12 protein-coding genes are annotated in these 16,871 nt (G+C 76.3%); 4 read left to right on the top strand and 8 right to left on the bottom strand.

The window, feature by feature from the left end; translation table 11 throughout:
- From ACI769_RS15135 to ACI769_RS15150, 4 genes are all read right to left on the bottom strand, one after another.
- Positions 1 to 666 (bottom strand): SCO3242 family prenyltransferase (locus ACI769_RS15135; protein ID WP_409141875.1); only part of this gene is annotated, 666 nt, incomplete at its 3' end.
- Positions 663 to 1,910 carry an inositol-3-phosphate synthase gene (locus ACI769_RS15140; RefSeq protein WP_137280712.1) on the bottom strand — a complete coding sequence of 416 codons (1,248 nt, stop codon included), beginning with the start codon at positions 1,908 to 1,910 and terminating at the stop codon, positions 663 to 665. The genes ACI769_RS15135 and ACI769_RS15140, both read right to left, overlap by 4 nt.
- Before the next feature lie 279 nt (positions 1,911 to 2,189).
- Entirely contained in the window at positions 2,190 to 3,662 is a 1,473-nt protein-coding gene (locus tag ACI769_RS15145; RefSeq protein ID WP_409141876.1) for a hypothetical protein, read from the bottom strand.
- A gap of 70 nt (positions 3,663 to 3,732) precedes the next feature.
- On the bottom strand, positions 3,733 to 4,296 hold the full coding sequence (locus ACI769_RS15150) for an RNA polymerase sigma factor (RefSeq protein ID WP_114554081.1): 564 nt from the start codon (positions 4,294 to 4,296) through the stop codon (positions 3,733 to 3,735).
- Positions 4,297 to 4,434: 138 nt separating this feature from the next.
- On the opposite strand from ACI769_RS15150, the gene ACI769_RS15155 reads away from it, so the two are divergent.
- Together ACI769_RS15155 and ACI769_RS15160 are read left to right on the top strand one after the other, a co-directional pair.
- The gene (locus ACI769_RS15155; RefSeq protein WP_409141877.1) at positions 4,435 to 6,261 is read left to right on the top strand and encodes a DUF4012 domain-containing protein; all 1,827 of its coding nucleotides are present in this window, start codon (positions 4,435 to 4,437) and stop codon (positions 6,259 to 6,261) included.
- 207 nt (positions 6,262 to 6,468) lie between these two features.
- Positions 6,469 to 7,149, top strand: coding sequence for a peptidase (locus ACI769_RS15160; protein ID WP_409141878.1), 681 nt, complete (start codon positions 6,469 to 6,471; stop codon positions 7,147 to 7,149).
- Positions 7,150 to 7,234: 85 nt separating this feature from the next.
- On the opposite strand, the gene ACI769_RS15165 is transcribed toward ACI769_RS15160, so the two are convergent.
- From ACI769_RS15165 to ACI769_RS15175, 3 genes are all read right to left on the bottom strand, one after another.
- Positions 7,235 to 7,846, bottom strand: coding sequence for a hypothetical protein (locus ACI769_RS15165; protein WP_043658999.1), 612 nt, complete (start codon positions 7,844 to 7,846; stop codon positions 7,235 to 7,237).
- 256 nt (positions 7,847 to 8,102) lie between these two features.
- Positions 8,103 to 10,010 carry a glycosyl hydrolase family 18 protein gene (locus ACI769_RS15170; RefSeq protein WP_171468360.1) on the bottom strand — a complete coding sequence of 636 codons (1,908 nt, stop codon included), beginning with the start codon at positions 10,008 to 10,010 and terminating at the stop codon, positions 8,103 to 8,105.
- A 212-nt stretch (positions 10,011 to 10,222) separates the two neighbouring features.
- Entirely contained in the window at positions 10,223 to 13,273 is a 3,051-nt protein-coding gene (locus ACI769_RS15175; protein WP_409141879.1) for a LuxR C-terminal-related transcriptional regulator, read from the bottom strand.
- Between the two features lie 505 nt (positions 13,274 to 13,778).
- Between ACI769_RS15175 and ACI769_RS15180 the strand changes: the two genes are divergently transcribed.
- Positions 13,779 to 13,994, top strand: a complete 216-nt coding sequence (locus tag ACI769_RS15180) for a hypothetical protein (RefSeq protein WP_085387325.1) — start codon at positions 13,779 to 13,781, stop codon at positions 13,992 to 13,994.
- Positions 13,994 to 15,019 (top strand): CorA family divalent cation transporter, encoded by a 1,026-nt coding sequence (locus ACI769_RS15185; protein ID WP_409141880.1) that lies wholly within the window; start codon positions 13,994 to 13,996, stop codon positions 15,017 to 15,019. Before ACI769_RS15180 ends, ACI769_RS15185 begins: the two co-directional genes overlap by 1 nt.
- 52 nt (positions 15,020 to 15,071) lie before the next feature.
- On the opposite strand, the gene ACI769_RS15190 is transcribed toward ACI769_RS15185, so the two are convergent.
- Entirely contained in the window at positions 15,072 to 16,712 is a 1,641-nt protein-coding gene (locus ACI769_RS15190; RefSeq protein WP_409141881.1) for a glycosyl hydrolase family 18 protein, read from the bottom strand.
- Positions 16,713 to 16,871 lie beyond the last annotated feature (159 nt).

A 16,871-nucleotide genomic window follows, 5' to 3' on the forward strand; every position in this document is an offset into this window, starting at 1 on the left:
GCTCTTCCGATCTGCCCGGCCGCTCGCGCCGCCGTCGGCCGCCCGCGCGCGGCGCACCGCGCCGGCGCCGACGACCGCCCCGCCCACCGCGGTGGCGGCGGCCACGCCCGCGGCGAGGGACGACGTCGTGCCGTGCACCTCGCCGCGCGACAGGTACGTGACGCCCGCGGTGTGCACGGCCATCCCGGCCGCGGCCGGCAGGGCGGCGCGCAGGTGCCCGACGCCGGCCCCGAGCAGGACGTCGAGGCCGCGGCACGCGGCCATGACGAGCGGACCGGCCGCGCGCTCCTTGGCGACCGTGTCGTACGTCCACACGCTCGCGGCGAGCGGGACGGCGACGGCGAGCGCGCGCGATCCCCCGCCCGCGGCGGCGAGACCGACGCCCGCGGCCGTGAGGCCGACGGCGACCTGGAGGGCGCGCCGCTCCGTCACGCGGCCCGACGGGATCGGCCGCTCGGGCCGCTCGACCGCGTCGAGGTGCCGGTCCGCGTAGTCGTTGAGCGCCATGCCGCCCGCGTACAGGCACGCCGAGGCGAGGGGCAGGAGCGCGCGGCGCGGCGTGAGCGCGTGCCCGGCCGCCGCCGCGCCCGCGAGCGTGTCACCGACCACCGAGAGGACCGCGGGGGCGCGGACGAGGTCCAGGTGGTCGTGGAGGGAGCCCGTCACGACCGGTCGGCCGCGGCGGTCGCGTCGCCGCCCACCCGGGCGGTCGCCTCGCGGACCCAGTCGGACAGCGCGACGGTCTGCGCGGCGAAGTCGTGCACGCCGCTGCCCCAGGGGTCCTTGAAGAAGAACCCGAGCTCGGGGACGGGGCCTGCGTACCCGGCCGCGTCCGCGAGCGCGAGCAGGCGCGCCAGGTCGAGCACGAGCGGCGCGGCGAGCATCGAGTCGTACGCCGACCACGTGGTCTGCAGCGTGAGCCGCGAGCCGAGGAAGCCCTCGACGTGCACGTGGTCCCACGCGACCTTGATGTCCCCGAGGTCGGGCACGTTGTCGATGTGCAGCGGCGTGACGTCGCTGCCCGTGAGGTCCTGGAGCCCGCGCGACTTGGACACGAGCTTGCTCTGCACCGCCTGCGGGTCGGCGAGCGTGGCACCGTCCCCGCCGCCGAGCAGGTTGGCCCCCGCCCACGACAGGACGCGCAGCCCGCGGGCCCCGAACGCCGGGGCGAGGATCGTGCGCAGCCACGTCTGGCCGGTCTTGCCGTCCTGGCCCGCGACGGGCACGCCGCGCTCCTCGGCGAGCTCGAGCAGCACCGGCAGGTGCATGCTCGCCGACGGCGTGAACTCGGCGAACGGGGCGCCCGCGAGCAGCGCGGCGTACGCGGTGACCGAGCTCGGCGGCAGCACCGCGCGCTCCGGGTCCGCGAGCGCCGCGCGCAGCAGGTCGCGGTCGGCGAGCTCGGGCGCGGGCTCGGGCAGCGGCTCGGTCGACACGAGGTCGACGACGACGACGCGCGCGAGGCCGTGGCGCTCGCGGAAGTCCACGATGTCCGCGGCGAGGCGCTCCGCGGCGGCCTGCTGCGACTCGCGCGCGGCGCCCTCCGCGGGGTGGGCCGAGTAGCCGGGGCGCACCTCGGCGTCGGCCCGCTCGAGCGCGGCGTGCGCGGCGGTGAGCAGGCGCGGCGCGATCATGCCGGCCTCGACGAGCAGCTCGGCGCGCTTGACCATCGACACGTCGGAGATGTCGTGGCCGCCCACGACGAGGTCGCCGAACGCGGGCAGCGGGGCGGAGGCGAAGGGCTCGCCCGCGGTGACGCACCCGGTCGGCTCCGCGCGCCCGTCGGCGATCACCGCGAGGCCGAGGGCGGCGGTGGTGGCGACCGAGCCGCGGGCGCCGACGAGCCACAACCCGGTGCGTGCGTCCGGGGCGGGGCGGTCCGACGATCCGTCAGGGGCGAAGTGGTGCATCGTTGCTCCCGTTCCGACGGCGGACGCCGCGGCGCCGCCGATCACGACGACGATGGCCTCCCTGCCACCGTCGGACCGCACGCCCCGGGAGAGGGTCGCTCTGCTCGCTCTCCGACCCGGTGGCGCTCGGTCTGCTGCGACCCTAACCACACTTTTGTCGGTGGTCAATCAAAAGCGTGGCCACTTTCGCGACCTCGGATGCTTGCAACGTGCAAAAGCGCGCAGGCGAAGCCGACCTGGCGGTCGGTATCACGATACCGACCGCCGGGTCGTGCTCGGTCACCCGACCGAGGGCGTGAAGTCGAGCTGGTCGTCCACCACCGCCACGACCGACCAGACGTTCCCGTCCGCGTCGGACAGCTCGTAGGCGGGCAGCAGGACCGCCGCGCCGTCCGGCTGGTACTGCACCGCCAGCCCCAGGCGCGCGTCCGTGATCGTCACGTCCGTGACGGGCCAGGCGAACCGAGCCCCCTCCCCCACGGTGGGCGGGACCGTCGGGACCTCGGGCTCCGGCGCGGCCTCCGGGACGGCCAGCACGTCCTCGCGGGCCCACGCGATCATCCCGCCCCCGCCGAACCGCGGGTCGCCGAGCCGCTCGACCGCCTCGGCCGGGCTGACGACGTCGTACGCGCCGATCGCGACGCGCGGCGCGAGGCTCCCGTAGAGCGACGCGAGCCCCGCACCCGAGTACGTCGCGCTCCACTGCGTCCCGGTGCTCTGCCCGTCGACCACCTCGGCCGCCGTCACCGTCGTCGCGCGCGGGGCGCCCTGGTCCACGGGCTGCTCCTCCGCGACGATCTCGTAGCCGTCGGGATCGAGGCCGAGGGACCTCAGCACCTCGCGCAGCCGGTCGCCGGCCTCGGCGCCGCTCGGCGGGGCGCCGTGGTCGGCCTCCTCGCACGTGCCCGGCTCGGCCGACGGACCGGCCCCGTCGCCCTCCTCGGCGGGCATCGGCGTCACGACGACGCAGCCCCACGGGTCCTTGGCCGGGTCGTTGAAGCTCACGCTCGCGAGGCCGTCCGGCTGGAGCGAGACCGTCGGTCCCGTCCAGTCGGCCGGGCCGACCGCGTACGACCCGTACTCCTCGCGCACCTCGCCCGTGACCCCGAGGACGTCGGCGACGCGGCGCGCCGTCTCCTGCGAGAACACGCCCGCCGCGTCGTAGGCCCACGCGTCCGCGCGCGCGCCGTCCGACGACAGCCCCTCGGCGTGGAAGACGGTGCGCCCGCCCCAGCCGCCGGGGTAGGCCATGTCCGTGGTCGCGCGGGAGCTGGTGGAGCTCTCCTCGGTGGCCGTAGCCCCCGCGAGCGCGTCCGCCGACGCGGGCGCGTCCGCGCTGCCGAGGCGGATCGGGGCGAGCGCCGTGCTCTCCGCGGCGGAGTCGCCCGCCGTGGTCCCCCACTCGCCGGCGCCGAGCGCGTAGCCGCCCGTCCCGATGACGAGCGCGCCCACCACGGCCGCCGCCACCTGGAGCGGAGCCCGACGGCGCAGCCGGCGCGCGCGGCGCTCTGCGAGCTCGTCGACGAGCGCGGCCGTCGGGCCGTCCGCCCCGGCGAGGCCGGCCGCGGCCGGGAGCTCCGCGGGAGCGGCGCCCGGGCCGGTCGCCGCGGGGCGGGCGAACGCCTCGGGGACGCGGTCGCGCACCGCGGCCTCCAGGGCCGTGGCGTCCGGGGTCGCGTCCGCGGCCGGGTCGGCGGCGCGCAGGCGCTCCAGGTCCGCGTCGTCGGGCTGCTCGGGGGTTCGGGTGGTCATGTCGCCCTCCAGGTACCGCAGGGGCCGTACCGCGCAGGTGCGGCCGGTCGGGTCTACCCGTGATGTGTGCTCAGGCGCCGGTCTCTTGCGCGAGCGCCGCCTGCTCCGCCCACGCCGTCCGCAGACGAGCGCGGGCCCGGGACAGCGCCGCGTCCGCGCCCCCGCGCGACGTGCCGAGGACGGCGGCCAGGTCCGCCCCGCCGAGCCCTTCCCACGCGTGCAGGAGGAGGATGCGCCGGTCGCGGTCGGACAGCGCGCCGAGCGCGCGGCGCACCTCGTCGTCCTGCACGACGACGTGCTCGACGTCGGCCCCGTCGTCCGGGCGCTCGGGCACCTCGGCCACGGGCAGGGCCCGCGCCTTGCGGCGGTGGTTGGCGAGGAGGAACCCCGCCGTGCGGTACAGCCACGGCAGCTCGGCGCCGTCGGGCACGTCGTCGCGACGCCGCCACGCGGTCGCGAGGACCTCGGCCGTCAGGTCGTCGGCGTCCGGCGCGACGCCCCCGACGGCGCTCGGCAGGCGCCGGCGGAAGTAGCGGTACAGCGGTGTCGCGTGCGCGGCGAAGAGCGCGGCGAACCAGGCCTCGTCGTGGACGGCGGCCTCGGTGGTCTCGTCACTGCCCTCGTCGGTCGTCACGGCGGCTCCTCGTCGGCGGGGCGGGCTGTCAACCGCTCTGTGTCCCGGGGCGCGCGTTCCTTGCACGCCCCGCGGTTCACCCGAACCTCACCCGCGACGGCCCCGATCCTGCCATCCCCGGCCCCTACGCTGAGAGGCATGACGACGACGGAGCGGGACGCCCCGCCGCGCCACCCCCGCCGTCGGCGGAGCCGGGCGGCCTGGCTGGGCTGGGGTCTCATCCTGCTCGCGGTCGCGCTCGTCGTGTGCGCCGGGCTCCTCGCCCGGGACGCGCTCGCCGCGCGCGACGCCCTGACGCGCGCGCTGGACGAGGTCCCCGCCGCCGAGGAGGCGCTCCGGAACGGCGACGTCGCGGCCGCCGACGCCGCGCTCGATCGGGTCCAGCCCCTCACCGCGTCCGCACGGGCGCACACCGACGGACCCCTGTGGTCCCTGGCCGCGCACCTGCCGGTCTACGGGCAGGACGTGCGGGCCTTCTCCGTGGCCGCCGCGACGGCCGACGACCTCGCCGCCGTCGTGCTGCCGTCCCTCACGCAGACCCTCGGCAGCGTCGAGGGCGACGGGCTCGCGCTCACGGGCGACGGCGTCGACCTCGCACCGCTCGTCGCCGCGGCGCCGACCGTGGCGCGCGCCGCCGACGCGTTCGACGCGATCGACGCGCGCCTCGCCACCGTCGACCGCGACGCGCTGCACGCGGAGGTCGCCGACCCGTACGCTGCGCTCGTCGCGCGCACCGACGACCTGCGCCCGGTGGTCCGCACCGCCGACCGGCTCACGGCGCTCGCGCCCGCGATGCTCGGCGCCGACGGCCCCCGCCGCTACCTCGTCCTCGCGCTGAACAACGCCGAGCTGCGCGCCGGCGGCGGGATCCCCGGCGCGCTCGCGGTGATCTCGGCGGACCAGGGCAGGGTGACGCTGGAGCGGCAGGCCTCGACGGTCGGCTTCCCGTCCTTCGACGAGCCGGTGCTGCCCCTCGACCCCGGGGTCGAGGAGCTCTTCACGGACCGGGTGGGCCGCTACCTCCAGGACACCCCGCTGACGCCGGACTTCCCCACGACCGCCGCGCTCGCGTCGACGATGTGGGAGCGCGCGCAGGGCGAGCAGGTCGACGGCGTGGTCGCGACCGACCCCGTCGCGCTCTCCTACCTGCTCGAGGCCACGGGCCCGGTGACCGTCCCGGTCGACGGCGGCGCGGTCGACCTCGACGCGGGCAACGTCGTGCAGACCCTCCTCTCCGACGCGTACGCCGAGCTCGAGCCCGGCGAGCAGACGGACACGTTCTTCGCGGCGGTCGCGGCCCAGGTCCTGGAGGAGTTCCTCGCGGGCGGGGCCGACCCGGCCGTCGCGCGGGACGCGCTCGTGCGCGGCGCGGACGAGCACCGCGTGCTGCTGTGGTCGGCGCGCGAGGCGGAGCAGGTGCGTCTCGCGGGCACGGTCGTGGCGGGCGACATCGACACCGCCGACCAGGCTGCCGGCTCCGTCGGCGTGTTCCTCAACGACGGCACCGGCGGCAAGATGGGCGTCTACCTCGGCAGCGACGTGCGCCTCGCGGGCAGCACGTGCACGGCCGCGGGCCGCGTGGACACGTTCGAGGTCGACCTCGCGTCGTCCGCCCCGGCCGACGCCGCGACGAGCCTGCCCTGGTACGTCACCGGCGGCGGCACGGCGGGCGTCGAGCCGGGCGTCACGCGCACGTTCGTCGTGCTCTACCCGCCGCGCGACGGGCAGGTCTCGGGCCTGCGCCGCGACGACGCCCCGCTCCCGGCGCAGCCCGGTGACGTCGCGGGCCGCGGCGCGCTCTCCGCGATGGTCGACCTCGCGCCCGGCCAGTCGACGACCCTGTCGTTCACGACGACGACGCCGCGGGACGCGGGGACCGCCGCCGCGACCTCGCTCGACGTGTGGAGCACGCCCACGACCACCCAGCCGGGCCTGCGCACGGTGGACGTCGCGCCCTGCGGCTGAGCCGCGGCGGGTCGCGTCACGGCGCGGTCACGATCCGGCGCACCGCCCCTTTTTCACCCTGGACAAGCGTCCAACTCGGGCGCCCGCCTCGCTAGCCTGGCAGGACGGAAACACCTCGCGCGCGTGTGGCACCTGCACGTATCAGGGACCTCGGGGCACGGCTCCCTCTCCACGAACAGCCTTTCCCGCCCACGGACAGGAATCACCATGAAGACGTCGGGAGGACGCCGCGCCGGGAGCCGCGCGCTGGCCGTCACCGCTACAGCCGCGACGGCGGTGCTGCTCACCGCACCGGTCGCGGGAGCCGCCGAGGACGACACGTACGTGCCGGAGCCGACGATCGAGCTCACCACCCTGTCCCCCGTCTGCGACGGGGACGTCCCGTACCTCGAGTACGCCATCGCCGTCACCGGCACGGACAACGACACCGCAACGATCACGTGGCTCAACCCGGGGGGCGCGGACGTCGTCCAGTCGGGCCTCCCCCTGCAGGGCCGCGTGCTGTGGCCCGGCGCCGTCGTCGGGGCGGACGGCCGCGGCGCCGACTGGCCCGGCTGGAGCCTCGTGGACGGGCAGTGGGTCGAGGGCGACGAGTTCGACTGGGTGCGCCCCAGCGTCCAGGTGCTCTTCCAGGTCAACCCCGAGACGGTCGTCAGCGTGGACTACCCGCCGTCGTCCCCGAGCTGCGCGACGAACCCGCCGGGACAGGGGAACCCCACGCCGACCACGACGGCGTCCGAGGTCTCGCACACCGTCGCGACCGGCTCGTCGTCCTCGTCGCTCGCGACGACGGGCGCGACCGTGGGCCTGTACGCCGCCGTCGCCGCGGGGCTCGCCGCCGTGGGCGCCGCGGTCGTGCTGCTGACGCGCCGCACGCGCAAGGGCTGACCCGGCCGCCGGCACGGCCGGGCGCACGACGACGGCCTCGCACCCTCCCGGGTGCGAGGCCGTCGTCGGTGCGGGCCGGGGTCGGTCAGGCGGACGCCCAGCCTCCCGCGGCGAGGCGCGACTCGAGCCCTTCGAACGCCCAGCGGTCGACGACGAGCACCGCACCGCCGGGGGCGTCGGGCACGTACCACTGGAGCTGCTCGACGGTCCGCACCTCGGCCCCGGCCTCGTCGACGCACGAGAGCGTCCAGCGCGCGAGCGTCGCGGGCGTGCCGGCGACCTCGACGTCCGACTCGGCGGGGTCGCCGACCGCGCGGGCCGCGAGCGCGTCCGTCCCGGGGCACGTGGCGCCGTCGGGCAGGAGCGCCGTCGCGGGGTCGACGCCGTCGAGCGCCGCACCGGTCAGCACCTCGAAGCTCGGGCACGCGGCGTCCTCGGGGCACCCGCCCGCCCGGACCTGCGTGACGCCGTCGGCCGGCTGGAGCACCGACCAGTAGTCGGCGCCGGGGAGCTGGAGGGGGCCGACGGGCACCTTGCCCGCGTCGGCGTGGTCGCCGTGCGAGCCGTGGTCCTCGGCCTGGGCGGGACCCGACCCGCCGTCGACGGCCGCCCCGGCGTCGTCGGAGCCGCTCGTGCAGCCCGCGAGGAGCGCGGCGCCGAGCACGGCCGTCAGGGCCACGGGCAGGGCGGAGGCCACGGAGGGCGGGAGGGGACGGGAGGTGCGGGGTCGGGTCGTTCGGTGACGCACGGGCACGCTGACCGCCTTTCACGGTCGGAGGAGCCCCGCAACCCACTGGGGAGGGCTGCGGAGGTCCTCGTCGGCCCCTTCACGCTAACGAGCGCGAGGGCTGGTCGAGATGCGGGAGAACCACACGATGGCGGCCCGCGGGTACGGGATTCCCCGTACCCGCGGGCCGCCCCGGTGGTCCCCCGTCAGGAGGGGCGGCAGGGCGTCAGCACGCGCCGAGGGCCTGCCACGGGCCGTACTGCTCCGCACCCGGGACGTTGTTCTGCGTCCACCACTTCGCGCGGTACGACTGGCCCTGGTAGGAGACCGTCGCACCCCCGGTGTAGGCCACCGTCGCGGACCACGCCGGCGCGGTGCACGTGCCCGGCGTCGTGGGCGGCGTGGTCGGGGGGTTCGTGGGCGGCGTCGTCGGCGGGGTCGTCGGGGTGGTCCCGCCGCACGCGCCCGTCGCCTCCCAGGGGCCACCCGCGCTCGGCCGGTCGCCCTGGGTCCACCACTTCGCGCGGTAGTTCTTGCCCTCGAACGACGCCGTCGCCCCGCCCGTGTAGACCGTCGCGGCCGACCACGCGGCCACGCAGGCCGTCGGGTCCGTCGGCGGGGTGGTCGGGGGGTTCGTCGGCGGGTTGGTGGGCGGGTTCGTCGGCGGGTTCGTCGGGCCGCTCGTGCCGTCGACGGGACCGGCCGGCAGCGTGCGGACCTTGTCCGTGAAGCCGCCGAGCAGCGTGCCGTCGTGGTTGCCGGACAGGTCCCACCACATGGCGCCTCCCAGGTTCAACCGGTCGATGTACTCGGCCTTGGCCGCCACCGACCGGGCGTTGTCGTAGCTCCACCACTGGTCGCCGTCGTACCGCCAGGCGGAGACGGTCGTCGGGTCGTAGTAGTCCTGGCCCCGCGTGCGGAGCTTGTCGTAGTCCTCGTTGCCCGCCTCCCACGTGCCGGGGGCCGCCCCGTTCGCGGCCGACCACGGCTGCGACGACGTGACGCCCTTCCAGCCGCGGCCGTACATGGCGAGGCCGAGGCCGAGCTGGCTCGGGGCGACGCCGGCGCGCAGGTACTCCTGGACGGCCTTGTCCGCGCTGAACTGGCGGCTCGCGGCCCGCGGGTCGGCCGGGTCGTCGTAGAGGTTGCCCTGGTGGCCGGCCAGCGCCGGGTCCCAGGCGCCGTGGAGGTCGTAGCCCTGCACGTTGCCGTAGTCGAGGGACTGGAAGATGCGCGGGTCGTTCCAGCCGCCGGCCGCGATGTCGGCCGGGTTGGCGGGCAGGAACGCCGAGAGCAGGTAGTGCTTGCCGGTCTGCGCGCCGTATGCGTCGAGCTGCTTGCGGAACTCGGCGAGCAGGAGCCGGAAGTTCTCGCGGTCGTTCACGGGGTCGACCGAGTTGCCGACCTCACCGTTGTTCGAGCCCGGCCACTCCCAGTCGATGTCGATGCCGTCGAACACGCCGGCGGCCGCACCCGGCCCGCCGCGGCCGTCGATCACGGGCAGGTTGCCCTTGATGTAGAGGTCGATGCACGACGACACGAGCTTCTCGCGGGACGCCTGCGTCGCCGCCGCGCGGGAGAAGTTCTTCGACCAGGTCCAGCCGCCGATCGAGATGAGGGCGCGCAGCTGCGGGTTCTTCGCCTTGAGCTGCTTGAGCTGGTTGAACGAGCCCGCGAGCGGCTGGTCCCACGCGTCGGCGACGCCGCCGACGGAGTTCGCGGCCGTGTAGCCCATGCCGAAGTCGGCCCACGCGTCGCCCGCGCCGTCGGAGCCGTTGGGCCCGGTGCCCTGCGCCTTGTTCGCGATGAAGCACGTGAGGTTCTGGTGGTGGATGTTGCCGAACGAGTAGTTGATGTGGGTGAGGTCCGCGGCCGCGCCGGAGTCCTGCACCTTCTTGAGCGGGAAGGCGCGGCCGTACACGCCCCACTGGGTGAAGTAGCCGACGTTGCGGTAGCCGTTGACGTCGCTGTCGCCGGGGTTGCCGACCGCCGCCGTGGCGGTCGGCGCCGCCTGCGCCGGCGCGACGCCCGCGAGGAGGCCGCCGACGAGGGCGGCCGCCGTCGCGAGCGCCGCGAGGCGCGCGCCGCGCCGCCGGGCCGGGCGCGGTGGTCGGGTGGAGAGGGACACGTCCATGGGTCCTGCCTCGTGCTCGTGCGGGGAGCTGCGGCGGCTCCGTGCTCCGGGCCGCCCTGCCCTCAGGTCACCCCGAACGTAGCCACGCCGGACCCCGCGCGTGATCCGCGCTTCCCGCAGTGTTCCCAGCTCCTCCGCGCGGTCGGCGTAGGGGAAGACCCGTGGGACAAAACGGGTCAAGGCGTGACAAGTGCCCCCGAAGTGCCCCGAGCTCAGCGGCCCACGCGGTGCGCCAGGACCGTGAGCTCGACGCGCGAGCGCACCCCGAGCTTGCGGAACACGCGCCCGAGGTGGACCTCCACCGTGCGGACCGACAGGTAGAGCTGGTCCGCCGCCTCCCGGTTCGAGGCCCCCTGGACGACGAGGAGCGCCACGTCGAGCTCGCGCTCCGTGAGCTCGTCCGCCCACCGTCCCCGCAGCTCCGCGAGCGCCTCGTCCGTCACGTCGCTCTCGCGCACCGCGAGCCGGCACGCGTCCGGCGGGGCGGGCCGCAGCGCGGCCTGCGCCTCGACGCCGGCGCGCGCGACCCCGAGGGCGGCGTGCATGCTCCCGGCCCGCGGGGCCGCGGGCCACGTGCCGCCCGGGACGACGGCCCCGCCGCCGAGGACGCCGGGCACCCCCGGCACGACCGCGGTCAGGTCCTCGGGCACCGGGCCCCCGAGGAGGCGGACCACCTCGGCGTGCTCGTCGAGCGCGATCGTCGTCCAGGCGTCCGCGCCCGCGTCGTCGAACAGCTCGATCGCGGACAGGAACAGGCCGTGGGCGCGCTGCAGCTCGCCCGCGCGCACGAGGGCGCGCGCGGCGCACAGGTCGGTCCGCGCGTGCTCGTAGGGCGACGCGGTCGTGCGGTTCACGCGCGTGGCCCGCTCGAGCGGCGCGGTGAGGTCCTCGGGCGCGGCGAGCGAGACGTCGGCGCGCACGAGCGTCGCCGACCGCAGCGACGGCGGGAGCTCCTTGGCGTCGACCCGGCGCCGCGCGAGCGCGCGCTGCGCCGCGTCGTGCCGCCCGGCGACGACCCAGGCCTCGACGTCGTCCAGCCCGGGCAGCGGCAGCATGCGTGCGCTGTCGGGACGCTCGCGCTCCGCGGCGAGCTCGAGCAGCGTCGCGGCCTGGGTCACGTGGTGGGCGAACGCGGCGCCCATGGCGCGGTCCACGAGCAGGCCGAGGCGCACGGGCCGCGACGTCGGGCTCGCGCACGTCTCCTCGAGCGCCGTCGCGACGGGCCCGACGACGCCCCGGGTCATCATGTCGAGGCGGCGCGCGGCGGCCACGCCCATCCCCGCGAACGGCAGGCCGAGCGGCAGGCGGAACGCGGCCTCCGCGAGCTCGTCCGCGGCGCGCGTGAGGGTGCCGCGCCACAGGTGCACGAGCGCCTGCGCGAGCCGGACGTGCGCCTCGGCGAGCGGCGTGAGGGCGGCGTCCGGGCCGTCGAACCACCGGCCGCCGTCGCGCACCGGGGCCAGGGAGGCGACGACGCTCGCGAGCGTCTGCGCGGCGTCGTCCAGCCGGTCGTCGGCGGCGAGCCCGAGCGCCCGGCTCACCTGGAGCGCGGCCTCGTGGTCCGGGCCCAGGTCGACGTCGGGCACGACGCCGCGCTCCCCCACCCCGAACACCGCGGCCCAGGATCGGGCGAGGGCGAGACGCGCCGGGGTCGCGTCGTCCTCGCACCACGACGCGAGGAACGTCGCGGTGTCGAGGAGCTGGGAGGTGCTCACGCCGTCGCCCCGCTCGGCGTGCAGCCGCGCCGCCGTGAGCACGCCCGTCACGACCCCGGCGACGGCGTCCGGGGGGAGGCCGTCCGGCCGGCCCCCGCGCAGGTAGGGCGACAGGACGTCGTCGGGCACCTGGCCCTCGGCGAGCGTGAGCGCCGCGACGAGCGGGCCGAGCGTGCACGCGCGCAGCGCGTCGTCCCCGCTCCGCGAGGCCTTGCGCAGCCAGTCGGCGGCGTCCTGCACGTGGCCCGAGCGCAGGGCCGCGACCCCGGCGATCGCGAACGCCTCGGCGCGGTGCTCGGCGCCCGCCTGGCTCGCCGCCTCGCGCGCGACCTCGTGCGCCCAGACGACGTCGCCGCGGTCGAGGTGGCGGCGCGCGATGCGCAGCAGGCCCGGGACGAGCGCCGGGTCGCCCACGAGGGTCGCGAGCGCCGAGTGCCACACCGCGACGTCCTCCTCCCCCGCCCGCCGGTGCGCCTCGGCGAGCGCGACGTGCGCCGCCGTGCGCTCGGCGAGGCGGGCGTCGGCGTGGACGAGCGAGCGCATGCGCGGGTCGACGAACGCGAAGCGGCCCCCCGCGAGGACGAGGTGCTCCGCGAGCGGGCCGTCGAGGACCTGCTCCATCGCGAGCCCCGTCGCGGACAGCACGAGCTCGGTACGGTCGACGACGGCGACCGCCGCGACGAGCAGCGCCTGGCGCTCCGCCTCGCTGAGCGCGGCGAGCCGGTCGGCGAAGAGCGACCGGACGGCGGGGACGGCGGGCAGCGGGTCGGGCAGGATCGACCCGCCCGAGAGCTGCTCGGGGGCGAGGAGCGCCGCCGTCTGCGTGATGGCCGCGGCGTTGCCGCCGAGGAGGTGCGCGAGCCGCGCCGCGACGTGCGGGGCGACGGCGAGCCGCCGCTCGACGAGCAGGAGGTGGAGCGCGTCGGCCGGCGCGAGCGGCGGGACGGCGCGCAGCTCGAACGGCCCCGCGGACGGGTCGAGCGCGCCCGCGGGCGCCGTCCCCAGCAGGACGACGGGCGCGTGCCGCTGCGCCACGAGGCTCGCGAGGACCGACCGGCTCAGCTCGTCCTGGAGGTGCAGGTCGTCGGCGACGAGGACGACGGTCGCGCCGTCGAACGTCGCGACGAGGAGCTCGGCGAGCGCGACCGCCGCCACCTCGGGGAGGTGGCCGAAGCCCGGGTCGACCGGCTCGAGGACCCGCGTGAGCCGCTCGGGGACCACGCCGCCCGCGAGCTGCGACACCTGCGACACGACGGAGACGACGGCCGACCCGGGAGCGGGGACGCCCGCGGGCGGGCGACAGCGGAGCGTGACGGTCGGCTGCGCGAACTCGTGCGTCGCGACGGCCTCGCACACGAGCTCGAGCGTCGCGCTCGCGCCCATGCCGTGCTCGGCGGTCCACACGAGACCGCCCTTGCCCTCGCTCACGGCGGCGAGCGCGCGGTCGACCTCCTGCGCGCGGGACGAGAGCCGCTCGAGCCGTCGCGCGAACCGCGAGTCCGCGCGACGGACCGGCTCGGGAACCATGTAGTCCTGCTGTTCTGACATGTCGGGACCCTCCGTCCGGGGGCTTCGTCGCCCGTCGACCGGATGAAATGTTAACAACCCTCCGTAAACAAGGGATCACCTCATCGTTTCCCGCTCGTCACACGGCCGCCACCTGGGCCGACGCCCGCACCTCGACGGTTGCTGCCCGCTGCCCGGAGGACTAGCCTGGCCTCGATCCCCGTCGCGGCCACGACCCTCGTGCGCCCCGACCCGGGTGCGGCGCCCGCGGCGCCGCCGCCACGAGAGCGAGGTGAGCCCCATGCCTGACGGCAGCAGTCATAGATCCGTGCACTGCGCGCTCACCCCCCGTGGCTCGCGACCCGACGCCTGAGCCCGGCCGACGCAGGTCCCTGCGTCCCCGGCCGTCGTCCGTCCCGCGCGGGGAGGTCGCCAGTGCGCTCCGCGCGCGCCTCGCGCGCGCCGCCGGACCTCCCCCGCCGACGCACCCGCGCCGCCCGCCCGTGGCCGCGCCCGTGCCGTCCGCCCGCCGGAAAGGACGACCACCATGACGCAGCGCTCCCCTGCGACCACGCCGACCACCACCCCCGCCGCCCCGGTGCGGACCCGCCCCGCCCGGACGCCCCTGCGCGCCCCGCGCGAGGAGCGGCGCCGCACGCGCCGGCCGAACCTCGAACGGCAGTCGATCTCCTTCACCGTGGGGCTCTACCTGTTCATCTGCGCCGCGCTCCTCACCGCGCACTTCACGGCCGGCGGTGCGTGATGACGACGATGCTGCCCGAGACCCCGGGCCTCGCCCCCGGGACGGAGACCCGCCTGCCCGCCCCGGCGCGCGGCGGGCTCGACCTGCACGCCCGCGCGCACGGCGACGGCTCGCCCCGGTTCGACCCGCGCGTCCTGCGCTCGCGCTGGGTGCAGGTCGCGGTCGGCGACCCCGGCTCCGCGGCCCGCGCGGCCGAGCACGGCGTCGACTTCGCGGCCGCCGGAGGGCGCGTCTGGGAGACGGACGCGCACGTCTACCTGCCGGTGACGGCGACCCGGCGCGACGGCGACCGGGTGGTGGACGAGCGCATCGTGCTCGCCCTGTCCGCCGACGTCGTCGTGACGGCCCAGCCGCAGCGGCACTACGCCGTCTTCGACAAGGCGATCGCCCGCATGCGCCGCACGCCGTGGCTCATCCGCTCGTCGTACGGCGTCGCGTACGCGCTGCTCTACGCGCTCAACGAGGCGGCCGACCGCGTCGTGTCCTACGCGAGCGACCTGCTCGAGGACATGTCCGACGAGATCGACGAGGCCACGCGCGGCGTCGACTCGCGCGGCCGGGAGATCGGGGTGAGCGACATGCAGGACACGATCACGCGCATGAACCGCGCCGAGGAGATCGTGTCGCGCGCCCAGGAGTCCCAGCTCTCGCTCGCGCGCGCCGCGCGGCACCTGCGCAGCGAGATCGCGGACTCGGACCCCGTGCTCGCGGGGCTCGTCGAGACGCTCGTCGCGGACGTCGACGGCGTGAAGCAGCACGCCGGGTTCGAGCACGACAAGGTGCGCTACCTGCAGCAGGCGATCATGACGTCGCTCGACGTCAAGCAGGCGCAGATCGTCAAGGTCTTCACCATCATCACCGCGGTGTTCCTGCCCCCGACGCTCATCGCGTCGTTCTACGGCATGAACTTCACGCACATGCCCGAGCTCGACCGGCCGTACGGGTTCACGCTCACGGTCCTGGTGACGCTCGTCGCCGCCGTCATCCCGCTCGCGTACATCAAGCGCCGCGGCTGGCTGCGCTGAGCGACGGACGGTGCGGTGCGCGGCCGAGGCCGCGCACCGCACCGTCAGGTCGTCAGGCGCAGGTGCCGACGACGCGCCAGGCCGGGTACCACTTCTCCGTGCCCGGGACGTTCGTGCGGACCCACCACGCGGCGCGGTAGTTCACGCCCTCGTGCGAGACGACGCGCCCCCCGACGTACGAGGTGCTGCGGTCCCAGCCCGGGAAGCACGAGCCGGGCGCGGTCGGGTCGACCGGACCGGCCGGGGCCGCGCGGTAGACGTCGGCCGCCGTGCCGACGAGCTCGTCCTCGTAGTCGCCCGCGAGGTCCCAGAACATCGAGCCGCCGAGGCCCTTCTCCGTGATCCACGACGCCTTGTACGCGACGGCGCGCGGCGTGTCGACGCTCCACCACTGGTCGCCGTCGTAGCGCCACGAGGCCCCGCTGACCTCGTCGAAGTACTCGGTCCCGTGGTCGCGCAGCTCGAAGTACTGCTTGTTCCCGGCCTCGTAGGTGCCGGGGGCGACGCCCGCGGCGGGCTGCCAGGCGCCGTCCGAGTCGCCGGCCTCGACGCCGGACCAGCCACGGCCGAACGCCGGGATGCCGAGCGTGAGCTGGGCGGGGTCGACGCCGCGCGACAGGTAGAGGTCGATGCCGTCCTCGAGCGAGATCGTGCCGGGCTGCGAGGTGTCGTGCAGGTTCGCCTGGTGCCCGGCGAGGTTCGGCGACCAGCCGCCGTGCAGGTCGTAGCCCTGCATGTTGCCGTAGTCGAGGTAGTCGAAGATCGCAGGGGCGTCCCAGCCGGCGTTCACCACGGTGGGGCTCACCGGGATGTAGGCGGAGAGCAGGTAGTCCTTGCCCTGCGCGGCGCCGCGCTCGTCGAGCTGCTTGCGGAACTCGGCGAGCAGGGCGGTGAAGTTCGCCTTGTCGTTGACCGGGTCGACGTGGTTCTCGGGGTGCTGCGACCAGTCGGGGGCCCCGGGCCACTCCCAGTCGACGTCGATGCCGTCGAACAGGCCCGCGGCCGCGCCGGGGCCGCCGCGGCCGTCGATCACGGGCAGGTTGCCGTCGATGTAGAGGTCGATGCACGACGCGACGAACTTCTCGCGGCTCTCGGGCGTCGCCGCGGCCTTCGAGAAGAACTTGGACCAGGTCCAGCCGCCGAGCGACATGAGGACCTTGGTGTCGGGGTGCTCCTCCTTGAGCTTGCGGAGCTGGTTGAAGTTCCCCGCGAGCGCCTGGCCCGGCTCGTCCGCGACGCCGTCCACCGAGTCCTCGGCGGAGACGGCTCGCACGAAGTCGGCCTGCGCGTCGCCGGCGCCGTCGTTGCCGCCCGGCTCGGGCGTGCCCGGGGCGTCCGCGAGGAAGCACGTGAGGTCGGTCGGGTGGATGTTGCCGAACGCGTAGTTCACGTGGGTGATCTGCTCGGCCTGGCCCGACTCGGCGAAGTCGCGCACGGTGTAGCCGTAGTTCTCCGGGGCCCAGGACATGAAGTAGCCGACGTTGCGGTACCCGTTGAGGGCGGCGTCGCCGTTCGGGGAGTCGGGCGTCGGGATGGTGGCCGCCGTCGTGGCGGTCAGGTGGGCGGTCGGCGCGGCGGCGGCGGTCGTCGCGGCGGCGACGGCCCCGCTCGCGGCGAGCGCGAGGGCGGTGAGGCCGGCGGCCGCGCGCGTGGCGCGGGCGCGGCGCGGGGCGGACGGGCGAGGACGGTGCATCGAGAGGACCTCTCGTCGACGAGGTCGGTCGCCGACCCGCGCGGACGCGCGGCGGTGCGGCCTCCTGCGGGGCCTGAGCGACCGGCTGACGTGAGCGACCGTAGCCGTGGGCGGGGCCCGCGGGACTACGTGCTTCCCACACTCTTCGCGTCACGCGCG

Origin of the sequence: Cellulosimicrobium sp. RS, from assembly GCF_046159675.1 — a bacterium.
Lineage (GTDB): Bacteria > Actinomycetota > Actinomycetes > Actinomycetales > Cellulomonadaceae > Cellulosimicrobium > Cellulosimicrobium funkei.

What these genes read in the sequence shown, in the direction of transcription:
- ACI769_RS15140 (WP_137280712.1), bottom strand. Translation starts at nt 1,910, where the DNA reads ATGCACCACTTCGCCCCTGACGGATCGTCGGACCGCCCCGCCCCGGAC.
- ACI769_RS15145 (WP_409141876.1), bottom strand. Translation starts at nt 3,662, where the DNA reads ATGACCACCCGAACCCCCGAGCAGCCCGACGACGCGGACCTGGAGCGC.
- ACI769_RS15155 (WP_409141877.1), top strand. Translation starts at nt 4,435, where the DNA reads ATGACGACGACGGAGCGGGACGCCCCGCCGCGCCACCCCCGCCGTCGG.
- ACI769_RS15160 (WP_409141878.1), top strand. Translation starts at nt 6,469, where the DNA reads ATGAAGACGTCGGGAGGACGCCGCGCCGGGAGCCGCGCGCTGGCCGTC.
- ACI769_RS15170 (WP_171468360.1), bottom strand. Translation starts at nt 10,010, where the DNA reads ATGGACGTGTCCCTCTCCACCCGACCACCGCGCCCGGCCCGGCGGCGC.
- ACI769_RS15175 (WP_409141879.1), bottom strand. Translation starts at nt 13,273, where the DNA reads ATGTCAGAACAGCAGGACTACATGGTTCCCGAGCCGGTCCGTCGCGCG.
- ACI769_RS15180 (WP_085387325.1), top strand. Translation starts at nt 13,779, where the DNA reads ATGACGCAGCGCTCCCCTGCGACCACGCCGACCACCACCCCCGCCGCC.
- ACI769_RS15185 (WP_409141880.1), top strand. Translation starts at nt 13,994, where the DNA reads ATGACGACGATGCTGCCCGAGACCCCGGGCCTCGCCCCCGGGACGGAG.
- ACI769_RS15190 (WP_409141881.1), bottom strand. Translation starts at nt 16,712, where the DNA reads ATGCACCGTCCTCGCCCGTCCGCCCCGCGCCGCGCCCGCGCCACGCGC.